Origin of the sequence: Caballeronia grimmiae, from assembly GCF_022879615.1 — a bacterium.
GTDB lineage: Bacteria > Pseudomonadota > Gammaproteobacteria > Burkholderiales > Burkholderiaceae > Caballeronia > Caballeronia grimmiae.
Window position 1 is genome coordinate 981,974 of the sequence record NZ_CP084271.1, and the last position, 25,461, is coordinate 1,007,434.

Consider the following 25,461-nt stretch of genomic DNA (forward strand, 5'->3'; position numbering starts at 1 on the left):
GAGCCAGTAGCCGAAGGGGAGTCGGTATAAAACTCCCGGTTCAAACGGGCAGTCGCAATAATTGCGCCTGAAGCTTCTCGATAGTGGTCTCGTATTCTGCCAGCCTTTTGCGCTCCTGATCAACGACAGCAGCCGGCGCTTTTGAAACAAAGCTTTCATTACCGAGCTTGGCGTTACATTTTGCGATTTCACCGCTGAGCCGGTCGACTTCCTTCGAAAGGCGCTCGCGTTCGGCGGCGACATCGATCTCGACTTTGAGCACCAGCTTGTTGGCGCCGATGATCGCCACCGGTGCGCCATGCGCCTCTTTATCGAGCGCGGCTTCGTCGTCGATGATCTTCACTTCCGAAAGACGCGCGAGCGCCGCAACGTAAGGCGCAAACGTGGAAAGACGCGCCGCGTCGCCGTGCGCGAGCAACGGCACTTTCACCGCGGGCGAGAGATTCATTTCGCCACGCAGATTACGACATGCGTCGATCACTGCCTTCAGTTCGGCCGCCCACTGTTCCGACGATTCGTCGATCTTCTTGACTTCGGCGCGCGGATACGGCTGCGTCATGATCGACGCTTCGCCTTCCTTCGCGCCTTCCGGGTACGCATCCGTCAGCGGGGCGACCTTCTGCCACAGCGCTTCGGTGATGAACGGAATCACCGGATGCGCGAGGCGCAGCACCGTCTCCAGCACACGCAACAGCGTACGCCGCGTGGCGCGCTGCTGCGCGGGCGTGCCGTTCTGGATCTGCACCTTCGCAAGTTCGAGATACCAGTCGCAGTACTCGTCCCACACGAACTTGTAGATCGCGCTCGCGACGTTGTCGAAACGATAATCCGCGAAGCCTTTCTCGACTTCCGCTTCGACACGCTGCAGCAGCGAGACGATCCAGCGATCCGCCTGCGAGAAGTCCGTATAGCCGCCGGGGCCGCAATCGCCCGGCTCGCATGCGCCGGGTTTCGAGAAACCGCAATCCTGGCCCTCGCAGTTCATCAACACGAAACGCGTGGCGTTCCAGAGCTTGTTGCAGAAGTTGCGATAACCCTCGCAGCGCGCGAGATCGAAGTTGACGTTGCGGCCTAGCGTGGCCATCGACGCCATCGTGAAGCGCAGCGCATCGGTGCCGAACGACGGGATGCCTTCCGGGAACTCCTTGCGCGTCTTCTTTTCGATCTGCGCGGCCTGCTTCGGATTCATGAGGCCGGCCGTGCGCTTCGCGACCAGCGTTTCGAGATCGATGCCATCCACGATGTCGATCGGATCGAGCGTATTGCCCTTGCTCTTCGACATCTTCTGGCCTTCGGCGTCGCGCACGAGGCCGTGCACATAGACGGTCTCGAAGGGCACCTTGCCGGTGAAATGCGTGGTCATCATCACCATCCGGGCGACCCAGAAGAAGATGATGTCGAAGCCCGTCACGAGCACCGACGAAGGCAGAAACGCCTTCAGTTCCGGCGTCTCGTTCGGCCAGCCGAGCGACGAGAACGGCACGAGCGCGGACGAGAACCACGTGTCGAGCACGTCGTCGTCGCGCCTGAGCGAGCCCGTGTAGCCGTTGGCATCGGCTTCGGCGCGGGCTTCTTCCTCGCTCTTCGCGACGAAGATCTCGCCGTTTTCGCCGTACCACGCCGGAATCTGATGGCCCCACCACAATTGACGCGAGATGCACCAGTCCTGGATGTTCTCGAGCCATTGATAGTAGGTCGTCGTCCAGTTCTCCGGCACGAACTTGATCTGCCCGCTGCGCACGACATCGAGCGACGTTTCCGTGATCGACTTGCCCGGATGGAACGAGCCTTCGGGCGCGGGCTTCGTCATCGCGACGAACCATTGGTCCGTCAGCATCGGCTCGATGACGACGCCGGTGCGATCGCCGCGCGGCACCATCAGCTTGTGCGGCTTCACGGAGTCGAGCAGGCCGAGCGCTTCGAGATCAGCGACGACTTGCTTGCGCGCCTCGAAACGATCCATGCCGCGATACTTTTCGGGCGCGTTGTCGTTGATCTTCGCGTCGAGCGTGAGAATTTCGATCTGCGGCAGCTTGTGGCGCTGGCCGACGGCATAGTCGTTGAAATCGTGCGCGGGCGTCACCTTGACGACGCCGGTGCCGAACTCGCGGTCCACGTAGTCATCGGCGATGATCGGAATTTCGCGATCGCACAGCGGCAGCACGGCCGTCTTGCCGATCAGATGCTGATAACGCTCGTCTTCCGGATGCACCATCAGCGCGACGTCGCCGAGCATCGTTTCGGGGCGCGTGGTCGCGACCGTCATGTAACCGGAGCCATCCGGCAGCGGATACCTGATGTGCCACAGGCTGCCGTTTTCTTCCTCGCTGACGACTTCCAGATCCGACACGGCGGTGCCGAGCACCGGGTCCCAGTTCACGAGGCGCTTGCCGCGGTAGATGAGGCCCTGCTTGTACAGCGTGACGAAGACATCGCGCACGGCGGCGGACATCTTCTCGTCCATCGTGAAGTATTCGCGCGACCAGTCGATCGACGCGCCGAGCCTGCGCACCTGATTGGTGATGGTTGAGCCGGATTGTTCCTTCCACGCCCACACACGCTTCAGGAATTCTTCGCGGCCGAGGTCATGGCGCGAGATGCCCTGCGCATCGAGCTGACGTTCGACGACGATCTGCGTCGCGATGCCCGCATGGTCCGTGCCCGGCACCCACAGCGTGTTGTCGCCGAGCATGCGGTGATAGCGCGTCAGGCCATCCATGATGGTCTGGTTGAACGCGTGCCCCATGTGCAGCGTGCCGGTGACGTTCGGCGGCGGCAGTTGAAGGGAGAAATTTTTCGCGCCTTGCCGGAACGTGGGCGCAGCTAAGCCGCGCTTTTCCCATTCGGGGCCCCACTGGGACTCGATGTTCTGGGGCTCGAAGCTCTTCGCAAGCGTGTTGTCGCTCATCGTGAAATCTGCCGAAAAATGCGTGAAAAAGTGCGTGGAATCCCCAATTATAAGTTCCGCAAGGCTGCGTCGGATGATTCGCGCCTTCGGCCGGATGGCGTAGGCCTGAACGCCGCCATCGGCACGGTCTTATAATGAGCGGCCCGCCTGCTTGACCCGCGTCCCAATTTCCCCATGCCCGACTTACTCGCCAACCTGAACCCCGAACAGCTCGCCGCCGTGACGCTGCCCAACGAGCCCGCGCTGATTCTCGCGGGCGCGGGCAGCGGCAAGACGCGCGTGCTCATCACGCGCATCGCCTGGCTGATCCAGCAGGGCTATGCATCGCCGCCGACCATCCTCGCCGTCACGTTCACGAACAAGGCGGCGCGCGAAATGATGTCGCGTCTGTCCGCGCTTCTGCCGATCGACACGCGCGGCATGTGGATCGGCACGTTCCACGGCCTGTGCAACCGCATGCTGCGCGCGCATTACCGCGACGCGGGCCTGCCGCAGTCGTTCCAGATTCTCGATACCGCCGACCAGCTCTCCGCGATCAAGCGGCTCATGAAGGGGCTGAATGTCGACGACGAGAAGTATCCGGCGAAGAACCTGCAGTACTTCATCAACAACGCGAAGGAGCAGGGCCTGCGCCCGAAGGATGTCGACGCCACCGACAACTTCAATCGCAAGTTCGTCGAGCTGTACGAGGCCTACGATCAGCAGTGCCAGCGCGAAGGCGTCGTCGACTTTCCGGAGCTGCTGCTGCGCTGCTACGAACTGCTCGCGCACAATCCGCCGCTGCGCGCGCACTATCAGGCGCGCTTTCGCAACATCCTTGTCGACGAGTTCCAGGACACCAACAAGCTGCAGTACGCGTGGCTCAAGATGCTGGCGGGCGAGCATAACGCCATCTTCGCAGTCGGCGACGACGATCAATCCATCTACGCGTTTCGCGGCGCGAACGTCGGCAACATGCACGACTTCGAGCGCGAGTTCCGCGTGCGCAATCTGATCAAGCTCGAACAGAACTACCGTTCGCACGGGCATATTCTCGACACGGCGAACTTCCTGATCGCGAACAACGCGCGCCGGCTCGGCAAGAATCTGCGCACCGATGCCGGACACGGCGAACCGGTGCGCGTCTACGAGGCCGCGACCGATTCGCAGGAAGCGGGCTGGATCGTCGAGGAAATCAAGGCGCTCATCAATACCGGGATGGCGCGCGGCGAGATCGCGGTGCTGTACCGGAGCAACGCGCAGTCGCGCACGATCGAACATACGCTCGTGAACGCGGGAATCGCGTATCGCGTGTACGGCGGCCTGCGGTTCTTCGAGCGTCAGGAAGTGAAGCACGCGCTCGCGTATCTGCGCCTGATCGACAATCCGAACGACGACACCGCGTTCGCCCGCGTCGTCAATTTCCCGACGCGCGGCATTGGCGCGCGGTCGATCGAACAGCTCGCGGACGCGGCGCGCCTCTACAACTGTTCGATGGCCGCAGCCGTGCCGTATGTGGCCGGCAAGGCGGGATCGAGTCTCGGCGCGTTCGCGACGCTGATCGCGAAAATGCGCGCCGAGACGCAGCAGATGAGTCTGCCGGAAACGGTCGAATACGTGGTGCGCGCGAGCGGCCTCGCCGCGTTCTATGAAATGGAGCGCGAGGGGCAGGACCGGCTGGAGAACTTGCAGGAACTGGTGAACGCGGCGGCAGCGTTTGTGAGCGAGGAGGGCTACGGCCTCGATACGCCCGCGCGTTCCATCCCGTTGCGTCCGGGCGCGACCGCCGCGCCGGGAATCGCCGCGGTGAGCGAGGATGGCGAGATCGAAGTGCTCGATGCGCCCGGCATCGCCGATCCCGCGCAGAATCCCGACACGATGACGCCGCTCGCGGGCTTCCTGTCGCATGCATCGCTCGAAGCGGGCGACAACCAGGCGCAGGCCGGGCAGGACGCCGTGCAACTGATGACCGTCCACGCCGCGAAGGGGCTGGAATTCACGGCGGTATTCATCACCGGGCTGGAGGAGGGGCTTTTCCCGCACGAGAACAGCGCCCAGGAATCCGACGGGCTCGAAGAGGAGCGGCGGCTCGCGTATGTCGCGATCACGCGGGCGAAGGAGCGGTTGTATCTGTCGTTCGCGCAGAGCCGGATGCTGCACGGACAGACGCGCTACAACATTCGCTCGCGCTTTTTCGACGAGTTGCCGGAAGGCTCGCTCAAATGGCTCACGCCTAAGGTCGAGGCGGGCGCGCGCTGGGGCGGCCGGTCGGACAACGCCGGCTGGGGCCGCGACTGGTTCGCGCGGCCGGGGCAGGAGCGCGGAGGTTCCTCGACGGTGAGCGCGGCGCTGCCATCGTTTGCCAACGAGCAGCGCGCAGCCGACACCGGCTTCAAGGTCGGACAGGCCGTTTTCCACACGAAGTTTGGCGAAGGCACCGTGACCGCGCTCGAAGGCTCCGGCGGCGATGCGCGCGCGCAAGTGCGCTTCAAGCGCCACGGCGAGAAGTGGCTCGCGCTCGCGGTCGCGAAACTCCAAGCGGTCGAATGAAGCGGCTCGGCATCATGGCGGCGCTGCCGCAGGAACTGGGCGATCTCATCGCCCGGATGCGCGACGCCGGCGACGTGCAGACGGTCACGCTCGGGCAGCGCGAGTATCACGTCGGCGAGGCGCATGGCGTGCGCGTCGTGGTGACGCTCGCGCGCATCGGCAAGGTCGCGGCGGCGGCGACGGCGAGCGCGCTTATCCACGTCTTCAAGACCGATGCGATCGTCTTCACCGGCGTCGCGGGCGGCGTGCATCGCGATGTGCGCGTGGGCGATATCGTCATCGCCGATGCGTTGCTGCAGCACGATCTCGATGCATCGCCGTTATTCCCGCGCTACGAAGTGCCGTTGCTGGACCGGGCGCGCTTCGAATCGGATGGCGCGTTGTCGGATGCGCTCGCCGCTGCGGCGCGTGCGTTCGTCGAGACGGAAGCCGCTACGCTCGCCGAACGCTTCGCGGTGGTGGCGCCGCGAGTGCATCGCGGGCTGGTGGTGAGCGGGGACCGCTTTATCGCGAGTCACGACGAGGTATCCGCATTGCGCGTTGCGCTGCCGGACGCGCTCGCCGTCGAAATGGAAGGCGCGGCGCTCGCGCAGGTCTGCTTCGAGCATGGCGTGCCGTGCGCGGTCGTGCGGACCATCTCCGATACCGCCGACGCCGCCGCGCCCGTTTCCTTCGCGGAGTTTCTGGCGGCCATCGCCGGGACGTATTCGTCGGGCGTTCTCGGACGCTTTCTGCAAGCGCGCGGCTGACACTGCCGCGTCTTCTCGCCGCATCTCCTCCTGAAATCCACGATCGCGCTTGTTATTGAGAATGATTCTCAATACAATCGTTCGCGAGATGCATCTGGAGGACGCCCGACATGACGAACGATTCCACAAGCGATGCGTGCGACGCGGTCCAGGGCTGCTCTGTCGCCGTCAACGCCGCGAAGGTGCTCGACACGACACGCCGCGCCTGGACGGCTGCGCCTGCGGTCGAAGCGGAGCAGCAGGCCGATCGCCGGCCGCCGCACGCGGTGCGGAAGAAGCGCGTCGTGCTGCGGCGTTCCCGCTGGCCGAGCCTGATCGCCGCCCTGAATCACTGGAGCCCGAAGCCGCTGTGAACGCCGACCTTTTTAAGAATCCCCCGCTCGCGCTGGACTCGCAGCTTTTCGACGCCAGCCGTTTCCCGCTCGTTCGAGTGCGCCGCCGCGCGATCCAGCCGGGCTGCGCGTTCGCGTGGGCCGCGCAGATGCGACGGCTGCTCGCGCTGGCGACGCCGTTCGTCGTCGTCGCGGAACACGCCGGCGACGAGACGCCCGACGACTTCCGGCTTCGCGCGGCCTGGCTGCGCACGCATCGCGCGGCGCTGGGCGCGCACTGCCGCGGTTTCATCGTGATCGAGCCGCGCATCGAAGCACGGGCCGGCACGCGCGAAACGCTGCGCACGCTCGCCGAAGGAAGCGGCGTCCGCACGGTCGTCGTATCGAGCATGCGGGTGGCGAGCGAACTTGCGCCGGTGCTGCTCAAGCACGCGGCCACGAAAGCAGCCGCGCGCGTTTCGCAAAGCCGCGCGGTGTAGAACCGTCGGACCGATCAGGGCGCGCCCTCTCTAGCCAGCCGTTCGCCGGCTGCTCTATTCTGTGGAGCCAACGCCGCTTTGCAGAGGACGCGCATGCCGACTTACCGAGAAGCGTATCGACGGTCTATCGAGGAGCCTGAGGCGTTCTGGGCCGAGCAGGCCCGCCGAATCCACTGGCAGACGCCGTTCGACAGCGTGCTCGACGCGAGCAATCCGCCGTTCGCGCGATGGTTCATCGGCGGCAGGACGAATCTCTGCCACAACGCGGTCGATCGCCATCTGGCGACGCGCGCGCAACAGGACGCGCTCGTTTATGTATCGACGGAAACCGGCATCGAGCGGCGCTACACGTACGCCGAACTTCACGCTGAGGTGAACCGCATGGCGGCCGTGATGCGCTCGCTGTCGGTCAAGAAAGGCGACCGCGTGCTCATCTATTTGCCGATGATCCCCGAAGCGGTCTTCGCGATGCTCGCGTGCGCGCGTATCGGCGCGATTCATTCGGTCGTGTTCGGCGGCTTTGCGGCGCCGAATCTGGCGGCGCGCATCGACGATGCGGAGCCTGCGCTCATCGTCACCGCCGACGCCGGCGCGCGTGCCGGCAAGGTGATCGACTACACGCCGCTCGTCGATGAGGCGCTGTCGCGCGCCGAGTTCAAAGTGACGCAAGTGCTGCTAATCGACCGCCAGCTTGCGCCCGAGCGCTTGCAGGCCAGCTATCTCGTCGCCTACGAGCCGCTGCGCGAGCAGTTCTTCGACGCTCACGTGCCTTGCGAATGGCTCGAATCGAACGATCCGTCCTACGTCCTTTATACGTCCGGCACGACGGGCAGGCCGAAGGGCGTGCAGCGCGATGTCGGCGGTTATGCGGTGGCGCTCGCGGCGTCGATGGAGCACATTTTTCAGGGCGCGGCGGGCGACACCATGTTCACCGCATCGGACATCGGCTGGGTCGTGGGGCATAGCTACATCATCTATGCGCCCCTGATCGCGGGACTGACCACGGTGATGTACGAAGGCACGCCGGTTCGTCCCGATGGCGGCGTCTGGTGGCGGCTCGTCGAGCAATACGGCATCAATCTGATGTTCACCGCGCCGACCGCGCTGCGCGTGCTGAAGAAGCAGGACCCGGCGCTGATGGAGAAATACGACCTGTCGAGCCTGCGCACGCTGTTTCTTGCCGGCGAGCCGCTCGACGAGCCTACCGCGCAGTGGATTCAAAGCGCGCTCAAGAAGCCCGTCATCGACAACTACTGGCAGACCGAAACCGGCTGGCCGATGCTCGCGATTCCGCGCGGCATCGAGGCATTGCCGTCGAAGCTGGGTTCGCCGGGCGTGCCGTCGATGGGCTTTGCGCTGACGCTTCGTGACGAACTGACGGGCGATGTCTGCGCGCCGGGCGAGAAGGGCGTCGTCACGCTCGGCTATCCGCTGCCGCCCGGCTGCATGCAGACCGTATGGGGCGATGACCAGCGTTTCATCGACACGTATTGGCGCAGTGTGCCGAACCAAATGGTCTATTCGACGTTCGACTGGGGCGTGCAGGACGAGGACGGCTACGTGTCGATACTCGGGCGCACGGACGATGTGATCAACGTGGCGGGACATCGGCTCGGCACGCGCGAGATCGAGGAGGCGCTGTCGGCGCATGCGGCGGTGGCGGAAGTGGCGGTCGTCGGCGTGGCGGACCCGGTGAAGGGGCAGGCGGCGACGGCGTTCGTCGTGTTGCGCGATGCCGATCGCATCAATGCGCCCGGCGCGCGCGAGGGCATGGAAGCGGAGTTGTGCCATGCGGTCGATACGCAGCTCGGCGCGATCGCGCGGCCGGCGCGCGTGCATTTCGTGTCGATGCTGCCGAAGACGCGTTCCGGCAAGCTGCTGCGGCGCGCGATTGCGGCGCTGGCGGAAGGACGCGATCCGGGCGATTTGCCGACCATCGAGGATGCCGGGGCGTTGGCGCAGGTGAGGTCGGCGCTGGAAGGGAAGTAGTGGACGGGCGGCATTGATTTGCGGCAAGGGAGGGCGGGATTTCGCGCGCTTCGGCGAACCTGAAGCAGGCGTCGACCCTATGGTCCGAAGACCTTTCCACTGGAGGTCTTCATGTCCTATCGATACAACGACGCAGCCAACCTGGAAGACACCGAAATGGTTGGCTCCCACCAGTGCGTCGATCTTGTCAAGCACTACGCGCACGCACCCGCGACCGCCAGCTGGCGCGCGGGCGCGAGGGTGCTCGATACCGCAACGATTCTGCCTGGCACGGCCATCGCGACCTTCGTCGAACGACGATACCGAAGCCACGCTCACGGAAACCACGCCGCGCTCTTTCTGCGCCGCGAAGGCGATTGCATCTGGGTAATGGACCAGTGGCAAAACGACAGCAACAAGCCGTTTGTATCGTCTCGCAAGATATGTCCCAAGGGCACGCTGAGAAGCGGCCGATACGAGGACCCGAGCAACAATGCAGACGCGTTCGCCATCATCGAATGACGGCGAAGATGAATCGATTGTCGAGATGCTCCGCCGGCCTTGCCTGCCTGCTCGTGTCGGCCGCCGGCATGGCGATGCAGATCGAGTGCCCCGCGCGGATCAACATGCAGCCCGCAGTCGTCACCGATGCCCCCGACGGCTGGCAGCCCCAGCAGCGGCGCACGACGCTGCCCGTTCAGGACATGCTCGTGACCATCGGGCCACCGGCGGACCGGCGCGACCTGAAGCCGGAAATCAGCTCGAAGAATGGACGCAAGTCGTTCGAATGGACATTCGTCGCCGCCGAGAACGAGGAGGGTATCTGGTTATCGTGCGGATACGGGAACACGATTCTGCTCTCCCGAAAGCTACCGCGAGCCCTCACGCGATGCCGCACGTCCGAATCAATCGACGGCAACGGTCATAAAAAACTCATCGCAACCTGCGACTAAACAAACAAAACGCCCGGTCATAAAACCTCGACCGGGCGTTTCGTGCGTGCCGGCGCTTCAGCGCCGCATCGGCCCATCAAGCCTTCGCATCCCTCGTCTTCGGCAAGAACACCGCCAACATGCCGATCAACGGCAGGAACGCGCACAGCTTGTACACGTGATCGATGCTCGTCACGTCCGCGAGATGCCCGAGCACCGCCGCGCCGACGCCGCCCATCCCGAACGCGAAGCCGAAGAACAGCCCCGCGACCATGCCGACCTTGCCCGGAATCAGTTCCTGCGCGTACACCAGGATCGCCGAAAACGCCGACGCCAGCACGAGCCCGATGATCACCGACAACACGCCCGTCCAGAACAGGTTGACGTAAGGCATCAGCAGCGTGAACGGGGCGACGCCGAGAATCGATACCCAGATCACGGCCTTGCGCCCGACCTTGTCGCCCACCGGCCCGCCGATGATCGTGCCCGCCGCGACCGCCGCGAGGAACACGAACAGATGAATCTGCGCGGTCTGCACCGATACGCCGAACTTGCTGATCAGATAGAACGTGAAGTAGCTCGTGATGCTCGCCAGATAGAAGTACTTCGAGAACACGAGCAGCACGAGCACGCTCATCGCCATGAAGACCTTGTCGCGCGGGAGCGCGGCGTGCGTCGCTTGCGCGCGGCCCTTTTTCGTCGCCGGATGACGCTTGTACCAACGGCCGATGTTCGCGAGCACGACCATCGCCAAAAGCGCCGCCGCCGAAAACCACGCGATGCTGCGCTGGCCATGCGGAATGACGATCAGCGCGGCGAGCAGCGGCCCCAGCGACGAGCCTGCGTTGCCGCCCACCTGAAACAGCGACTGCGCGAGACCATGCTTGCCGCCCGACGCCATGCGCGCCACCCGCGACGACTCCGGATGAAACACCGACGATCCGCAGCCCACCAGCGCCGCCGCGACCAGGAGCGTCCCGAAGCTGCCCGCAACCGACATCAGCAACAGCCCGGACAGCGTGAACCCCATGCCGACGGGAAGCGAATACGGCTTTGGATGCTTGTCCGTGTATAGCCCGACGAGGGGCTGCAACAGCGACGCAGTGATCTGATACGTCAGCGTGATCAGCCCGATCTGCCCGAACGTGAGCGCGAATTCGCTCTTGAACATCGGATAGATGGCGAGGATCAGCGACTGGATCATGTCGTTGAGCAGGTGCGAAAAGCTGATCGCACCCAACACGGAATACACGGTGCGCTGCACGGACGGCGCGGTGGCGGCAGGCGTTTCCGATGGCGGAAACGCGCCCTTGTCGATGCTCGTTTGCATGTCGATGGCAGTTAAAAAAGCGGTTGTCTCGGACTCTTCTTCGTTGCGATTCATGCGCGAACCGCATGTTTGCCAAGTTTAGGATGTCTCGCTCGCGGTGTGCTGCCAAGATTTGTCGCGAATCGGACACGAGGGGTCGGGTATTCATCAGACACATGCACTTTTTGGCCGGTTATAAGTGCGGGCAGGAATCGCATCGACTGAAGCCAACGAACGCGCACGGTCGTGCCTATGCCGTTAAAGAAAACCAGACTCATGCCGTAGATGAGCAAAGAAGCAGAGCATGAAAGCGCGTCACAAAGCGCATCGCTCGACCATAACGATTACGGGGATCATCGATGAAACTGCATACGCTGCGCGCCGGCAAGGGCGCGGGCTCACCGCGAGCGACCAGGCGCGGACTATCCGTGAAAGCGTCGCTGCGCCTCGCGTTCGGCCTCGTGCTGGCGGGCACGCTGGCTATCGGCGCGATCTCGCTCACGCAGATCAGCCGTCTCAACGGCGCAACGGAATCGATCTATACGCAGGGTTATGTCGCGAGCCGGGCGGCCGAGGAAACGCGCGGTTATCTGCTGCGCGCGAGCCGTTCGCAGAAGATGCTGCTGACCGCGTCGACGGCGAAGGAGCGCGACGAACTCGGCGATCAGATCGAGCACGCGCTGACGGACATCGGCAAGGAGCAGTCGCAGTTGTCGCAGTACATGGATCGTTCCGACACCGATGCGCTCGCGCAGCACAAGCGCTTTACCGCCGCGCTCGCGACGTGGAGCGGCAACCTGCGCACGTTCGTGAAGCTTGTAAAGGAACAGCCGCTCGATCTGTCGCAGATGAACTGGCAAGTCGGCACGCAGGACGTCTCGCTGCTCGTCGAGACCGGCAAGCTCGAGAAGATGGTCGATGAGCTCGTCGAGCGGCGCGGCGCGGCGGCCAAGCGCACGATCGATGCGGCCTCGTTCATTTTCCAGTCGTCGTTCGTGATGGTGCTGGCGTTGACGGCAGCGCTGTTCGTGCTGGCGATCGTCGTCAGTGAATGGATGGTACGGCGTCTCTCCGGCCAACTCGGCGGCGAGCCGGCTTATGCGAAGGAGATTGCGAGCCGCATTGCTTCGGGCGATCTCGCGTATCCGATCGCGCTCAAGCGTCGCGACGACGCGAGCATGCTCTACGCGCTGTCCGAAATGCAGTCGGGCTTGTCCGCGACGGTCGGCGATATTGCGGCGAGCGCGGAGGCGATTGCGTCGGCGTCGAGCGAAATTTCGACGGGCAATGTCGATTTGTCGCGCCGCACGGAAGAGCAGGCTGTCGCGCTGGAGAAGACGGCGGCGAGCATGGAACAGCTTACGTCGACGGTGCGTCAGAACGCGGACAACGCGATGCAGGCGACGACGCTCGCGCACAACGCGTCGGAGATTGCGGAGAAGGGCGGCACGGTAGTGAGCCGCGTCGTCGAGACGATGCAGCGTATCGATGCGAGCGCGAAGAGCATTGGCGACATCATCGGCGTGATTGAAGGTATCGCGTTCCAGACGAACATTCTTGCTTTGAACGCGGCGGTGGAAGCGGCGCGCGCGGGCGAGCAGGGGCGCGGCTTTGCGGTCGTTGCGGGCGAGGTGCGAAGCCTTGCGCAGCGTTCGTCGGCGGCGGCGAAGGAGATCAAGACGCTGATCGATACGTCGGTGTCGCGTGTGTCCGATGGATCGACTTATGCGCAGGAAGCCGGTGCGACGATGGAAGAAGTCGTGAGGGCGGTGCGCCGGGTGACGGACATCATGGGCGAGATATCGGCCGCATCGGCGGAGCAGAAGACAGGCATCGAGGCGATCGGACACGCGGTGTCGCAGATGGACGCGGGGACGCAGCAGAATGCCGCGCTCGTGGAGCAGGCGGCGGCTGCGGCTCAGTCGCTCGATGATCAGGCGCGGGCGCTTAAGGAACTTGTGGGGAAGTTTCAGCTTTGCTGAGGGTGTTTGGTCTGCGGTTGGCGGTTGTTTGTCGGTGAGCTTGTTTTCGTGTCGGTCTATTGGCTCGCCCCTCCCCGGGGCGGGGGTCACTTTCTTTGCCGCTGCAAAGAAAGTAACCAAAGAAAGCAGCTTTCCAGGCCCGAAGCACAGTACGTGTGATTACTTCGTAGAACAGCGGTGGCACTCAGCTTGGAAGAGCCTTGAATCACCTTCCGCGCCCGCTGACAACTAGCGTCCTCCGAGCCCCTTGGCTCGTTAACACCGATCGTCCATCACGTAGCGCGCAAACAAGACGACATCGAGCGACAATGCGCGCAGACTGCAAAACGCAAAACGCAAAACGCAAAACGCAAAACGCAAAACGCAAAACGCAAAACGCAAAACGCAAAACGCAAAACGCAAAACGCAAAACGCAAAACGCAAAAGGCAAAACGCAAAAGGCAAAACGCAAAAGGCAAAACGCAAAACGCAAAACGCAAAAGGCACGCACAAGCACAAGCCAAGCAGCAGCCGGACCTTAAATGCTAACGGCACAACGTACACGTCTTAGGAAGTCGGACAATGGCAAAACGACTGACTGCTACGGCGCGGGACGACTCAAGGGAGTCGATGCGCGAGCGGTGTAATTTGCGATCTATGCGGTAAGCGAAACTCGATTGCTTGGGCTGCTGATGAGAGATGCGTTTTCGAGGTGGCGGAACTAATGATGGCGTTAACGAGCCAAGGGGCTCGGAGGACGTTAGTAGTCAGCGGGCGCGGAAAGTGATTCAAGGCTCTATCAAGCTGAGTGCCACTGCTGTTCTACGGAGTGGCCACGCAAGTTAGTGGATTGGGCGGTTCGAAAAAAAGCTGCTTTCTTTGGTTACTTTCTTTGCAGCAGCAAAGAAAGTGACCCCCGCCCCGGGGAGGGGCGAGCCAATAGACCGACACGAATACAAGTTCAGCGAAAAACAAATGCAAGTTGCGGAGAAAAGGAATGCTGCATTCTTTGCATGGAACGAGAATAAGGAAGCGCCAACTCACTTCGACAGGCAACGAAGTAACCTCGCCCCGGGAACGGGCAAGCAAACAATAAGACCGACACAAACCCTCTCACCGCGCAAAACCCAAAGCGCCCCTTGCCAGCAACAGCAAGCCGAGACTAAAATCCCCGACCAAGGGCGCGGCAGCGGCGCCCCCTCTCGCGAAAGTCCTACGCTCCTGCCACGCAACTCCATCCCGGATCGAACCGCAACGTCGAACCTTTACAGCCGCAGCGAGAACGGCGCATATAAGGGAACAACGTTATGTGGTCCACATCCTGTCCGATCGAATCTCCCGTCAGCAATAGCGACTACCTGCGCGAGCACGCGCGCCGTCTGCTCCGGCAAGCCCGCGACGGCGATGCGAGCGCCGCCTTGCCCGTCCTGCGCCGCCTGCTGGCAGCAAGCTCGAACGCAACCCGCAGTCGAAGCCTCACAAACCTCCACGCCTCGCGCAGAGATTTACAACTGAAGCACATGCTATCGATGCTGGCCGCCGAACTCGGCTACGCAACCTGGGACGCATGCAAGGCCGACATCGACACACGCGAATCCAGAAGCATCGACCGATACCGCTTCGACGCCGGCGCGTTCAACGACTTCGAGAAAAATTGGTTCGCAAGCGAGACCGACGCGCTCGGCTGGCAACGCAGCCACGGCGGCTACATCGTGCGATACGGCGAGCAAGCCGTGGCGATCCTGAAGAGCTGAGGGGCACGCGAACTGGAACGACATCGAGCAATCAGATCAGCTCGACTTCCTTCCAGTTCGCGTTAGAAAAAAAACGGCTTAACTCCCGCGTAAGCTCGTTGAGCGCGCTCATTTCCTGCGGCGAAATCTTGTGCACGTGCTGGCCAACCGTCCAGTCGCCATACACGAGTGCGACCGTCGTATCGTTCGCTTTCACCGGCAGCAGCACGAATGCCTGCGCTTCGCCGAGCGTCTCCTTGTACCAGCGAGGCAGCCGCGCGTCGATGCGCGCATCGTGGGCATTCTCGATGAAGATGCCCACCGGATTCGTGATCGCAAGGTGGAACACGTCCGGCCGGAACTCGGCGGCAAAGCGCAACGCGGGCAGCATCGTCTCGATACCCGCACCCAGCCCGAGCCGCGCCTGGAATTCATTGTTGGCCTGGCGCACGAACACGACCGTGCGCGACAGCCCAAGCCCCGCCAGCACCGCTTCCGATGCAAGCGCGAGCACCGGCCCGAGCGCGTTTTTCGACGGCAGCGAGCGCATGTCCTCGAGGCTCGCGCCGATGCGCGCCTCCGCCGACACGCCCGCTCGCGCAATGGCGTCCGCATCCGCCAGCAACTCGACGATCTCGCGCATCACGCCGTCGCCGCTCTCTTCACTGGCGAGCGCGAGGCTCATCGCCGCGAGCGTCTCGGCATCGGTATTGAGCGCGCCGCAGTAGCGTTCGGCGAGATCAACCAGCATCGATTCGCGTCCGTCCGCCGCCACGTTCTGCGCGGTGAGCGCATCGGCGACTTCGGTCGAATAGTTGGTGACGGCCTGCAGCCAGCGCACGTGCTTCGGCACGCTCTCGTCGGGCGGGGCAGTGGGGTCGCTCGCGCGCATGCCCGCGCGGATGGTCTCGGGAAGACGCCAGCGATCCGCCGCCTCGATGCCGATTTCCTCGAACGTGACACCCAGCAGCTCGGCGCACGCGTGGCTGTCGCTGATCTGCTCGGCAGCGGCCTTGCGCCGCAACTGATCCCATTCGTGCTCGAGATAGAACGCAACGAGCAGCTTGCCGATCTGCCGCATCAGCGTGCAGACGACGGCTTCCTCGGCCGATCGAAGGTCGATGCGTTCCGTGACCTGCCGCGCCACCGTGCCGGACAGCAGCGTGCGGTTCAGTTCCAGCTTCGCGTCGATACGGCGCGGCGCGCTGTGATGAAAGTGATCGACGAGCTTGAGGCCCACGACCAGATGCCCGACCGCGTCCATGCCGAGCACCATCAGCGCGCGGGTGACCGTCGTGATGTTGCCGCCGAAGGCCATGTACATGGCGGAATTGGCGAGGCGCAGCACCTTCTGCGTGAGCCCGAAGTCCGACAGCACGACTTGCACGAGCGCCGTGAAGTCGAGGTCGTCATCGCTCATCGCGGACACAGTCGTGCGCAGCGCCTGAGACAGCATCGGGAAATCCCCGCGCTCGCTCATGCGCCCCCACAGCTTGTCCAGTAGTTCGGCCTTGGTGCGTGCCATGCGTAATAAAACCCATCGTTCTCGCAACGGCTAATCCGAAGCGGCTGAAGCTCATCCATCCATTCGGCGTCTTGTTCCGAAGAGACCGACGGCGTCGATAAATCGAGGCGCGATCGTCGATTAGACCACGAACACGCGTACTCTCATAATGTCTCGTGCAGCAGCAGTGAGTGCGTCTGGAACGAGCGCGCCAGTTCCTCGGACGGCAGCGCATGGCTGATCAGCCAGCCCTGTATGTGATCGCAGCCGAGATCCGCGAGCAGATCGCGCTGCGCCTCCGTTTCGACGCCCTCGGCGACCAGTTCCAGCCCGAGGGACTGCGCAAGGCTCACGACCGCGCTGACGATCGCGCGGTTGTTGCGCGACGTAATCAGGTTGTCGACGAAGCTGCGGTCGATCTTGAGCTTCGACAGCGGAAAGCGCTGCAGATACGCAAGACTCGAATAGCCCGTGCCGAAGTCATCGACGGCGAAGCGGATGCCGAGCGAACGCAGCGTCTCCAGCAGGCGCGTCGCTTCTTCCGGGTCCTTCATCAGCAGGCTCTCGGTGATCTCGAACACGACCCGTCCGGCGTCGATGCCCGTCAGCGCAATGGCTTCCTTCACCGCCGTGACGAAACGCTTGTCGCGGAACTGCTGCGGCGACACGTTCACCGACACGTAATCCAGCCGGATGCCGATCGCGTCCCACTGCACGAGCTGCATGCACGCCGCTTTCAGCACCCAGTTCCCAAGGTAATTGATGAGGCCGATCGACTCGGCGAGCGGAATGAACAGCGACGGCGGCACGAGCCCGTGCACCGGATGGTTCCATCGCATCAGCGCTTCGACGCCGACGACCGCGCCCGTGCGGATCTTCGTGATTGGCTGGAAGAACAGCGAAAACTCGCCGTTGCGCACGGCTTCGTAAAGATCGGCTTCGAGCTTCAGGCGCTCCGCGTCGGCGGGGTTGTCGTCGAAGGTATGGAACACCAGCGTGTTGCCGCCCGCCGCCTTCGCCTGCGCGAGCGCCAGATCGGCCATGCGCAGGAGGCTCGCCTGCACGCCGGGCTTGCCTTGCTTGCTCGCGGCTTTGTTCGCCGCTGCCAGATCGGGATAGAGCGCGACACCCACGCTCGCCGACAAATGCGTGTGCTGTCCGCGATATCGATACGGCTGCGCGATGGCGGTCAAGAGCCGCCGGCCGAGGCTTTCGGCGGCTTCCGCGGTCGCGCCGGCGGGCAGCAGCACGGCGAACTCGTCGCCGGCCATGCGCGCCACGCGCTCGCCATGCGCGGCGGTGTGCTGGATGCGCCGCGCGGTCTCGCGCAGCATGTCGTCGCCGGCGTCGTAGCCGAGCGCGCGGTTGATGCGCTGATAGTCGTCGATATCGAGCAGCACGAGCGCTGCCTGCGAGCGCGTCTGTTCGGCTTCGGCCTGCGCTGCGCGAATCGCGCCTTCGAGCGCCGTCGCGTTTTCGAGGCCCGTCAGCGGATCGTGATGCAGCGCATGCACGAGCGACAGTTCCCGCTCGCGCCAGCGCGATACGTCGAATGCGGCGAGCGCGAAGCCCGGCGTCCCGAGCGCGTCGGTCGACATCAGGCGCAGCTCGACGCAGATCGGATAGGTCAGCGACTTCACGAGATTGAGCGTCGCGGATTCGAGCTTGCCGCTCGTGCGGGCGCGGGTGATCAGCGCGTTCAGTTCATCCGCTTCTTCCGACGGCACGAGATCGTGCAGCGTCAGCATGTTCAGATAGTCGCGGTGATAGCCGATGAAATCGATGCTCGCATCCGACACATACTGAAAGCGCAGCGCGTCGTCGAGTTGCGCGAGGAAATCGACGGGGGCGAGCGTCGGCTCCAGTTGCGGCGAACGGGCCGGCCGCACGGCCGGCGCGGGGGCGTCGTCGACGAGGGGCGCGTTGTCGTGAGTCTCGCGGTTCTCTTGCGCGGGGGCGCCCCATGCGCGGCGCAGCGCATCGAGCGCGATGCGCCAGGGTGCGCGGCGGGAGACGTTGATCCGGTTCGCTTGCATGGTCTGTTTAGGTTCTCGCGGCGACGCTCGCCGTCAGCGGTCGACGCAACGCACGCATCGGACGCTCGCGGCGGCGCGGTGGCCGCATCGAGCGGCTACCGGGCTGGCCGTGCCGGCACGGCGCGGCACGCTCTATCAGGCGAGTTATCGGCGGCACGGGCGATTTCTTTAATCTGCCGGGTGAACGCCGCTTCATGCTCGCGCCCGCGATTTCGTTTACAGTGGCGCGTTTTGGCGATTGACCGCCGCGCGTCCCGCGCCGCGCGGTTCGATCCAATCCGCGAACCTGCTCGACACGTTTTGCCTCATGTTCGACGCCGTTAGACCGCCTCCCGCGTCCGCCCGCACCCACCGGCCCGCGTGCCTCGCCTGCGCCTCTTGGCCCTTCGCGCAAACCTTTGCGCACGCGGCGGGCGCGACCGCACGCCGCGGCGTTGCGTTCAGCCTGCTCCCGTCATGAACGATTTCCCGTCGACGCGTGCTCCGCGCGTCTATGTCGGACGCCAGCCGATTCTCGATGGCGCCGGCGCGCTCGCCGCCTACGAACTGCTTTTTCGCGACAGCCCCGACAATCGCGCGCGCGTGCACGACGACGTCCAGGCGACCGCCCACGTCGTCGCGCGCACGGTCGGGGAGATGGGCGTATCGGCGGTGCTCGGACTGCATCCGGGCTACGTGAACATGAACCGCGAGCTGATCTTCGACGACATCGTGCATCTGATGCATCCCGAGCGCTTCGTGCTGGAACTGCTCGAAAGCATCGTGTTCGACGACGCGCTCTTCAAGCGATGCGCGCAGTTGCGCCGCGAAGGCTTCCGCTTCGCGCTCGACGACGTCACGCGCATCGACGACACGCTGCTCGCCGCGCTGCCATCGGTCGATATCGTCAAGGTGGATCTGCTCGCGGCGGAGCGCGCCGAACTGCCCGAACTCGCGTCGATCGCGAAGAAGCACGGCAAACTGCTCGTCGCGGAGAAGGTGGAAACGCACGAGGATTTCATCGAAGCACGCGATCTCGGCTTCGATCTGTTTCAGGGCTATTTCTTCGCCCGGCCGCAAGTGCTGTCGGCGCGTCGCGCGAGCCCTGCGCGCGGCACGCTGTTGCGGCTGCTCGCGGTGCTCGGCGCCGAGCCGGGGCTGCGCGAACTCGAAGCCGAACTGAAGCGCAATCCGGACATCGTGCTGCAACTCATGCGCCTCGCCAATTCGAGCGCCCATGCGCGCGGGCGGCGCGTGTCGTCGCTGCGCGATGCGGTGGCCGCGGCCGGCACGCGCCAGTTGATGCGCTGGACGCAATTGCTGCTCTATGCCGATGGCAGCGGCCTGCCGTGGCGCTCCGATCCGCTGCTGCAACTCGTCGGCGCGCGGGCGCGGTTCATGGAACTCGCGGCGCGCGCGCTGCGTCCATCGGACGAAGCCTTCTCCGATGCCGCGTTCATGGCCGGCGTGTTCTCGCTCGTGCACGTGGTGCTCGACATGCAGCCGGCGCAAATTGTCGATAAGCTGCATCTGGCGGCCGATATCCGCTCGGCGATACTTGGCGGCGAAGGCGTGCTCGGCGCGCTGCTCGGCATCGCGCAGGCGGCCGAACGGGGCGATGCCCGCGCTATCGATACGTGCCGGCTCGCCGAGCCCGCGCTCGACGCGCTGACGCCCGCGCTGCTCGCGAGGCTGCAAGTGGAGGCGGCGGCGTGGTTCGCGGGGCAGCCGCTCGACTGAGCGCGCTTCGATCAACCTCACGGTGAGAATGCACATGAAGAACAGAATCGCGAAGGCCGTCGCGGCGATCGTCTGCGTCGCTGCTGCTTGTCCGCTTACGGCAGGCGCGACGCTCGGACCGGGCGATGCCGCGCCCGACTTCGTCGCGAAAGCGTCGCTGGGCGGCAATGTCTACGATTACTCGCTCGCCGACGCGCTGAAGAAAGGCCCCGTCGTGCTGTATTTCTATCCGGCGGCATTCACGAAGGGCTGCACGATCGAGGCGCATCAGTTCGCCGAAGCGGTCGATCAGTACAAGGCCGAAGGCGCGACGGTGATCGGCGTATCGCACGACGACATCGACACGCTCAAGCGCTTCTCGGTGAGCGAATGCCGCAGCAAGTTTCCGGTCGCCGCCGATGCCGATTCGAAGATCATCCGTTCCTACGACGCCGCCATGCCGATGAAAAGCTCGATGGCGAATCGCGTGTCGTATGTGATCGCGCCCGACGGCAAGGTGATCTACGAATACACGAGTCTGTCGCCGGATCAGCATGTCACGAACACGCTGCAGGCGCTGCGCGACTGGAACGCAAAGCACAAGGCGCAGTGACGGCCGCAGTTCACGCGATCAGACGGAGATAAGCGACATGCCGATCGTCCTTGCGCTCATCGCGCTTGGCGCGCTCATCTACGGCGCAGTGTGGTCCTTCGACGCGATCAATGCGCGCTTCGGGCTTTCGGTCGCGATCGGCGTCGCTTTGGCGGTGGCGGCGGCAATCGCGGCGGGCGTCGCTTTCTGGCTCGCGCGGCGTCGCGAGATCGCGCCGAATCTGCCGCGCATCAAGGGCGACGACGGCGCCGGCTGGACGCACGAACTTGCGCGCGAGTGGGGCGGCGTGCGGCTCGCGGCGGGCAAGCGGCTGCTCGACGTGCGCGTCGGCGAGGCGCGCGGCAGCTATATCTTCGCGGACCTGCGCGGGGCGCGGGCCGATGAAAGCAGCGGATGGCATGTACTGCTGGATGTCGTCGATCCGGCGCACGGCCAGTGGCGTCTGCCGATGCGCAATCGCGCGGAGGCGCGTCAGTGGGCGCGCATCCTGTCGCTCGCGGTGCAGCAGAAGCTCTGAGCCGGGCGTCGCGTCATTCGACGTGATAGCCGATATCGCCGCGCACTTTGCCGCGAAACACCCAATACGACCACGTCACGTAGACCATCAGCACGGGCAGCAGAAACATCGTGCCGATCAGGAAGAACTGATGCGAGATCGGCGACGCCGATGCCTCCCACAGCGTCACCGACGGCGGCGCGATGTACGGCCACAGGCTGATGACGAGCCCGGTGAAGGCGAGAAAGAACAGGCCCATCGAGCAGACGAAGGGCAGGGCTTCGCGGCCCTTGCCGAGGCTCGACCAGAGCGTCCACGCGAGGAGCGCGGTGAGTATCGGCACCGGCGCGAACGCGATGCTGCCCGGAAAGCCGAACCATCGCGCGGCGATGCGCGCATCCTCGAGCGGCGTCCACACACTGATGAGCACGATGAACGCGATCACGCCGATCAGCGCGTAACGCGCCATCCTGCGGCCCCAGTCCTGCAATTCGCCTTCCGTTTTCAGGACGAGCCACGTCGCGCCCTGCAGCGAATAGCCGAAGATCAGCCCGACGCCGACGAGCAGCGGAAACGGCGCGACCCAGTCCCAGCTCGTTCCCGCGAACTGGCGTCCGCTGATCGGAAAGCCCTGAATGAACATGCCGAGCACGATGCCTTGCGCGAAGGTCGCGACGAGCGAGCCGTACGCGAACGCGCGATCCCACAGCCACTTGCGCGCGCCGGTCACTTCGCGGAACTCGAACGCGACGCCGCGAAAGATCAGGCCGAGCAGCATGAAGAGAATCGGGAAGTAGACCGCCGGGACGATGATCGCGAACGCGAGCGGAAACACGGCGAACAGGCCGCCGCCGCCGAGCACGAGCCACGTCTCGTTGAAGTCCCATACGGGCGCGACGGAGTTGATCATCAGGTTGCGTTCTTCGGAATCGCGGCGCAGCAGAAACAGCATGCCGACCCCGAGGTCGAAGCCGTCGAGCAGCACGTACATGAACACGGCCAGCGCGAGAATGGCGGCCCACAGCGGCACGAGATCGAGCATCGCGGTTCTCCGTTCGATGGTTCGCTAGGGTGATCGACTGGCTAGTTGCGCCGGCGCGGCGGCACGATGTCGTCGCTGGTTGCGACGCGTCCCGACTGCCGCGACGTCTCGCCGCCCGACGACACCGCCGACAGCGGCCGCGCCGCCCGCGTCTTCGGCTGAAGGCTCTCGTTCTCGTGATCCTGCGTCGCCTGCGCAGGCCCGATACGCACCAGACGCCGCAGCAGGATAAAGCCCGCGCCGAAGATCACCGTATAGGCGAGCACGTAGAGCAGCCACGACAGCGCGACATCGCCGGTGGTGAGCGAGGGCGTCACCGAATCGCGCGTGCGGAGGATGCCGTACACGGTCCACGGCTGGCGGCCGGCTTCGGTCGTCGTCCACCCGGCGATCACCGCGATGAAGCCGAGCGGCATCGTGAAAGTCGCCGCGCGTAGCCATCGCGGGCTGTTTTCCAGCTTGCCGCGCGCGAACAGCACGATGCCCGTCACGACCGTCGCGAGCATCAGCAGCGCCACGCCGACCATGATGTGGAATGCGAAGAACACGACCGCGACCGGCGGACGATCCTCGCGCGGAAAATCCTTCAGGCCGCGCACGACGCCGTTCGGATCGTGCGTGAGGTAGAGGCTGCCGAGCACGGGTATCGAGATTTCGAAGTGATTGCGCTCCTCGTCCTGATCGGGAATCGAGAAGAGATTGGCCGGCACGCGCGATCGGGTTTCCCACAGCGCCTCCATCGCCGCGAGCTTGGCGGGCTGATGCTTGAGCGTGTTGAGGCCGTGCGCGTCGCCGATCACCATCTGGAGCGGCACCATGATGGCGAGAAAGATCAGCGACATTTTCAGCATCACGCGGCTTTCTTCGATCGCGCGCTGCTGCCGCATGTACATCGCGGCGACGCCGAGTATGACGAAGGCGGTCGTCACCAGAAACGCTGTCACGGTATGCGCGAGCCGGAACGGAAACGACGGCGAGAAGATGACGTCGAAGAAGCTCACCACATCGAAGCGCCCATCCGGCAGGATGCGATAGCCCTGCGGCGTCTGCATCCAGCTATTGACGGCGAGAATCCAGAACGACGAGATGAGCGTGCCGATCGCAACGAACATCGCGGACATCACGTGCGCCCACTGCGGCACGAGCTTGCGGCCGAACAGCAGCACGCCGAGAAACGCCGATTCGAGGAAGAATGCGGTCAGCACTTCGTAGCCCATCAGCGAGCCGACCACGTTGGCGGTCTTGTCGGCGTAACGGCTCCAGTTGGTGCCGAACTGGAACGGCATCACGATGCCCGATACCACGCCCATGCCGAAGGACACCGCGAAGATCTTCAGCCAGAAGGCAGAGAGGCGGCGGAAGACATCGCGCTTCGTGACCCACCAGTTGAATTCGAGCGTCGCGATGAAGCACGAGAGGCCGACCGTGAAAGCGGGCAGCAGGATGTGGAACGCGACCACCCACGCGAACTGGAAACGGGACAGCAGCACCGAGTCGATATGCATGAACGCTCCCTGGCGGGTTCTTCGTTGCTTCGTTGGTCGCTTGGTTCGTTGCTTCTTGATACACCAGTTTTGCCGATCGGGCGTCGCCCTGTGCCGATGCGCGGCTGCGATACAATCGCAGGTTGATTTTCGCTTTAGCTATAGCCGTGCCGGACGACCGCACGCGCTTCGACTCATCGGGGACGGCCCCGCTTCTACAGGGAGTCCACCCCGTGTCCTGGATCCTTCTTTTCATCGCCGGTTTGCTCGAAGTTGCGTGGGCCGCCGGGCTCAAATCGTCCGAGGGCTTCACCAGGCTCGGGCCGTCCGTCTTCACGCTCATCACCGCCGCCGGCAGCTTCGTGCTGCTCGCCATGGCCATGCGCCAGTTGCCGCTCGGCACCGCCTATGCGGTGTGGACCGGCATCGGCGCGGTCGGCGCGTTCGTGTTCGGCATCGTGTTCATGGGCGAGGCGGTGTCGGCAGGGCGCATCGCCAGTGCGGTGCTGATTATCGCGGGGCTGGTTGGCCTCAAGATGACGTCGGGACATTGAGTCGTTGCATAGCTGCGCTTGACGGCGGGGCGGGCGGTGGTGCCGGGAACGGTAATGGCTTGGATGCCCGGTGCACCGCGCGCTTTTTGCGTGGATATAATGGTCTCAGATCCGTCTTAATATTGGTTCGAGGGCGGTTGGGCGGTTGGGCGGTCAGTTCGTTGACGGTTTTGCTTGGGGCCGAAGCAGGCGCTCAAGCGCCAACTCAGGCCGACAGCGCTGTATGGGGCGGCAGTAGGCGCTGAAGCGCTGACTGGCGTCGACAAGTTTGCATGGGGTCGGGGTAAGCGCTCAAGCACTCACTCCGGCCGACAAGTTTGCATGGGACGCCAGTAAGCACTAAAGCGCTAACTGCCGTCGACAGCTTTGCATGGGGCTGGAGTAAGCGCTAAAGCGCTAACTCCGGCCGACAGGAGACAGCAATGCTAGAGTCACTTTCGCTCGCCGCAGGCCTCTCATGGGCGAGCGGGCTGCGCCTGTACCTCACCGTCTTCATCGCCGGCCTGTTCGAGCGCATCGGCCTCATCCACCTGCCGGATTCCCTCGCAGTCCTCGCCTCGCCATGGGTCATCGGCGTCGCAGGCTTCCTCACGGTCGTCGAATTCCTCGCCGATAAAATTCCCGCGCTCGATTCGCTCTGGGACGCCGTCCACACGCTGATCCGCATTCCCGCCGGCGCCGTGCTCGCCGCCGGCTCGCTCGGTCACGCCGATCCCGCCATGCTCACCGTCGCGGCGCTCGCGGGCGGCACGCTCGCCGGGGCGTCGCACTTCGCGAAGGCCGGCACGCGCGCGCTCATCAATCTGTCGCCGGAACCGGTGTCGAACTGGGCGGCGTCCGCCACCGAAGACGTCGGCGCGCTCGGCGGTCTCGCGCTCGCGTTCTTCCTGCCCTTGCTCTTCCTCGTCATGCTGATCGCGTTCCTCATCGTCGCCGGTTGGGCGCTGCCGCGTCTCGTGCGCGGCGTGCACGGCGGCGTGCTGCGCATGGCGAAGCACATGATGCCGGGCACGCACCATCCGATCAGCCGACTGCGGAGCAAGCACGATTGAGCACCGCGGCCCGTAACGACAAACCCGCGGCCAAAGCGTCGCCCTCTCTCCACGAAACGCATCCGACAGCCGGACTCGACTT

The 25,461-nt window shown here is 64.3% G+C and carries 20 protein-coding genes; 14 read left to right on the forward strand and 6 right to left on the reverse strand.

Going from position 1 to position 25,461, the window contains the following annotated elements:
• Nucleotides 1-40: 40 nt before the first annotated feature.
• Nucleotides 41-2,908, reverse strand: a complete 2,868-nt coding sequence (locus LDZ21_RS04700) for a valine--tRNA ligase (RefSeq protein WP_244794414.1) — start codon at nucleotides 2,906-2,908, stop codon at nucleotides 41-43.
• A 174-nt stretch (nucleotides 2,909-3,082) separates the two neighbouring features.
• Here LDZ21_RS04700 and LDZ21_RS04705 point away from each other — a divergent pair, with 174 nt between their 5' ends.
• The 7 genes from LDZ21_RS04705 (at nucleotide 3,083) to LDZ21_RS04735 (ending at nucleotide 9,918) form a co-directional block, all read left to right on the forward strand.
• Nucleotides 3,083-5,437 carry a UvrD-helicase domain-containing protein gene (locus LDZ21_RS04705; RefSeq protein ID WP_244794415.1) on the forward strand — a complete coding sequence of 785 codons (2,355 nt, stop codon included), beginning with the start codon at nucleotides 3,083-3,085 and terminating at the stop codon, nucleotides 5,435-5,437.
• Nucleotides 5,434-6,186 carry a 5'-methylthioadenosine/adenosylhomocysteine nucleosidase gene (locus tag LDZ21_RS04710; RefSeq protein WP_244794416.1) on the forward strand — a complete coding sequence of 251 codons (753 nt, stop codon included), beginning with the start codon at nucleotides 5,434-5,436 and terminating at the stop codon, nucleotides 6,184-6,186. The genes LDZ21_RS04705 and LDZ21_RS04710 overlap by 4 nt, the downstream gene beginning before the upstream one ends.
• A 110-nt stretch (nucleotides 6,187-6,296) precedes the next feature.
• Nucleotides 6,297-6,539, forward strand: a complete 243-nt coding sequence (locus LDZ21_RS04715) for a hypothetical protein (protein WP_244794417.1) — start codon at nucleotides 6,297-6,299, stop codon at nucleotides 6,537-6,539.
• Nucleotides 6,536-6,997, forward strand: coding sequence for a hypothetical protein (locus LDZ21_RS04720; RefSeq protein ID WP_244794418.1), 462 nt, complete (start codon nucleotides 6,536-6,538; stop codon nucleotides 6,995-6,997). The genes LDZ21_RS04715 and LDZ21_RS04720 overlap by 4 nt, the downstream gene beginning before the upstream one ends.
• Before the next feature lie 93 nt (nucleotides 6,998-7,090).
• Nucleotides 7,091-8,986 (forward strand): propionate--CoA ligase, encoded by a 1,896-nt coding sequence (locus tag LDZ21_RS04725; RefSeq protein WP_244794419.1) that lies wholly within the window; start codon nucleotides 7,091-7,093, stop codon nucleotides 8,984-8,986.
• Between the two features lie 111 nt (nucleotides 8,987-9,097).
• Complete coding sequence (locus tag LDZ21_RS04730; protein WP_244794420.1) at nucleotides 9,098-9,487, forward strand: BPSL0067 family protein; 390 nt, start codon at nucleotides 9,098-9,100, stop codon at nucleotides 9,485-9,487.
• An 8-nt stretch (nucleotides 9,488-9,495) separates the two neighbouring features.
• Nucleotides 9,496-9,918, forward strand: coding sequence for an STY0301 family protein (locus LDZ21_RS04735; protein ID WP_244794421.1), 423 nt, complete (start codon nucleotides 9,496-9,498; stop codon nucleotides 9,916-9,918).
• Nucleotides 9,919-9,994: 76 nt separating this feature from the next.
• Here the strand turns inward: LDZ21_RS04735 and LDZ21_RS04740 are convergent, their stop codons facing one another.
• On the reverse strand, nucleotides 9,995-11,227 hold the full coding sequence (locus LDZ21_RS04740; protein WP_244794764.1) for an MFS transporter: 1,233 nt from the start codon (nucleotides 11,225-11,227) through the stop codon (nucleotides 9,995-9,997).
• Nucleotides 11,228-11,565: 338 nt separating this feature from the next.
• On the opposite strand from LDZ21_RS04740, the gene LDZ21_RS04745 reads away from it, so the two are divergent.
• Both LDZ21_RS04745 and LDZ21_RS04750 read left to right on the forward strand, forming a co-directional pair.
• The gene (locus LDZ21_RS04745) at nucleotides 11,566-13,188 is read left to right on the forward strand and encodes a methyl-accepting chemotaxis protein (RefSeq protein WP_244794422.1); all 1,623 of its coding nucleotides are present in this window, start codon (nucleotides 11,566-11,568) and stop codon (nucleotides 13,186-13,188) included.
• 1,286 nt (nucleotides 13,189-14,474) lie between these two features.
• The gene (locus LDZ21_RS04750; RefSeq protein ID WP_244794423.1) at nucleotides 14,475-14,921 is read left to right on the forward strand and encodes a hypothetical protein; all 447 of its coding nucleotides are present in this window, start codon (nucleotides 14,475-14,477) and stop codon (nucleotides 14,919-14,921) included.
• Between the two features lie 31 nt (nucleotides 14,922-14,952).
• Here the strand turns inward: LDZ21_RS04750 and LDZ21_RS04755 are convergent, their stop codons facing one another.
• Nucleotides 14,953-16,425, reverse strand: coding sequence for an HDOD domain-containing protein (locus LDZ21_RS04755; protein WP_244794424.1), 1,473 nt, complete (start codon nucleotides 16,423-16,425; stop codon nucleotides 14,953-14,955).
• 143 nt (nucleotides 16,426-16,568) lie between these two features.
• Nucleotides 16,569-18,440: a putative bifunctional diguanylate cyclase/phosphodiesterase gene (locus tag LDZ21_RS04760; RefSeq protein ID WP_244794425.1), complete on the reverse strand. Its 1,872-nt coding sequence runs from the start codon at nucleotides 18,438-18,440 to the stop codon at nucleotides 16,569-16,571.
• 456 nt (nucleotides 18,441-18,896) lie between these two features.
• Between LDZ21_RS04760 and LDZ21_RS04765 the strand changes: the two genes are divergently transcribed.
• From LDZ21_RS04765 to LDZ21_RS04775, 3 genes are read left to right on the forward strand one after another with little or no spacing between them, the layout of a single operon-like run.
• Nucleotides 18,897-20,159: an EAL and HDOD domain-containing protein gene (locus LDZ21_RS04765; RefSeq protein WP_244794426.1), complete on the forward strand. Its 1,263-nt coding sequence runs from the start codon at nucleotides 18,897-18,899 to the stop codon at nucleotides 20,157-20,159.
• A gap of 34 nt (nucleotides 20,160-20,193) precedes the next feature.
• Entirely contained in the window at nucleotides 20,194-20,751 is a 558-nt protein-coding gene (locus LDZ21_RS04770; RefSeq protein ID WP_244794427.1) for a peroxiredoxin, read from the forward strand.
• Nucleotides 20,752-20,788: 37 nt separating this feature from the next.
• Nucleotides 20,789-21,268, forward strand: a complete 480-nt coding sequence (locus LDZ21_RS04775) for a hypothetical protein (protein WP_244794428.1) — start codon at nucleotides 20,789-20,791, stop codon at nucleotides 21,266-21,268.
• A gap of 13 nt (nucleotides 21,269-21,281) precedes the next feature.
• On the opposite strand, the gene cydB is transcribed toward LDZ21_RS04775, so the two are convergent.
• Both cydB and LDZ21_RS04785 read right to left on the reverse strand, forming a co-directional pair.
• Nucleotides 21,282-22,289 (reverse strand): cytochrome d ubiquinol oxidase subunit II, encoded by a 1,008-nt coding sequence (gene cydB / locus LDZ21_RS04780; RefSeq protein ID WP_244794429.1) that lies wholly within the window; start codon nucleotides 22,287-22,289, stop codon nucleotides 21,282-21,284.
• Between the two features lie 41 nt (nucleotides 22,290-22,330).
• Entirely contained in the window at nucleotides 22,331-23,794 is a 1,464-nt protein-coding gene (locus LDZ21_RS04785; protein WP_244794430.1) for a cytochrome ubiquinol oxidase subunit I, read from the reverse strand.
• Between the two features lie 212 nt (nucleotides 23,795-24,006).
• Here LDZ21_RS04785 and sugE point away from each other — a divergent pair, with 212 nt between their 5' ends.
• Both sugE and LDZ21_RS04795 read left to right on the forward strand, forming a co-directional pair.
• Nucleotides 24,007-24,327, forward strand: coding sequence for a quaternary ammonium compound efflux SMR transporter SugE (sugE, locus tag LDZ21_RS04790; protein ID WP_035959833.1), 321 nt, complete (start codon nucleotides 24,007-24,009; stop codon nucleotides 24,325-24,327).
• 422 nt (nucleotides 24,328-24,749) lie between these two features.
• Entirely contained in the window at nucleotides 24,750-25,379 is a 630-nt protein-coding gene (locus LDZ21_RS04795) for a DUF4126 domain-containing protein (protein WP_035959477.1), read from the forward strand.
• The last annotated feature ends 82 nt before the right edge of the window (nucleotides 25,380-25,461 follow it).